This window comes from Desulfocastanea catecholica (assembly GCF_054657295.1).
In genome coordinates, this window is the sequence record NZ_BAAHYZ010000113.1 from 1 (window position 1) to 719 (window position 719).

At 55.8% G+C, this 719-nt stretch carries 1 protein-coding gene; it reads right to left on the reverse strand.

The annotated features are described in order from the left end of the window. The coding region (locus tag ACYQ8U_RS23100; protein ID WP_459947912.1) for a multiheme c-type cytochrome at positions 1-719 on the reverse strand (719 nt) is incomplete at both ends.

Sequence of the window (719 nt, forward strand, 5' to 3'; positions counted from 1 at the left end):
CGGTCAGCCTTCATCATGATGGCATCGCCCATGTCAAGCTGTTCTTTGGCATAGGTTGGGGAGTGGCATTGGCCGCAGACCTTGAGCATCTTATCGCGCTCTACCTGCCAGGATTCCTGATCGAGTTTGGCCATTCGCAAGGCCTTGACCGCGTCCAGGATCGGGGTAGGATTGCCGGTCTTGGGGTCGAGAACACCAAGGGCTTTCAGGATGGTAACCCTGTCCGCGGCAGCCTGTTCGTCATCGGGAAGCGGTAAACGCACACCAAGAAAACCCCAGGCTGTTTCGTTGTGATGGGTACCATCGGGCAGATGACAGGTCTGGCAGCTAGGGGCGGCGGCACCTTCAGGCAGGTCGCCATTTTTCTTGGCAAACCAGCGTTCGCCGTGTTTCGAGCTCGACCACATTTCCCATTGGGGATGATCGTAGCCCATATGGCATTGTTGACAGGCGTAGGGACTTTGCGCCTCTTTTTTCGAGAAGGCATGCCGGGTATGGCATTCATCGCAGGAGTTGGTCTGGTAGCGGTAGCCTTTGGCCAGCTGGTCTTTTTTCTGCTCTTCGGTCTTAATGCCCATGTTATGGCAGCCGCCGCATCCGCGTCCGCCTTCAATAAGTTCGTCAGGGGCGGAATGGGTTGCCGGGAGAGCATTGAGGACGGTCCATCCAAAATTGTGTTTACCAGCGGCAAATTCGCTGAACTGTTTTTCGTGGCATTC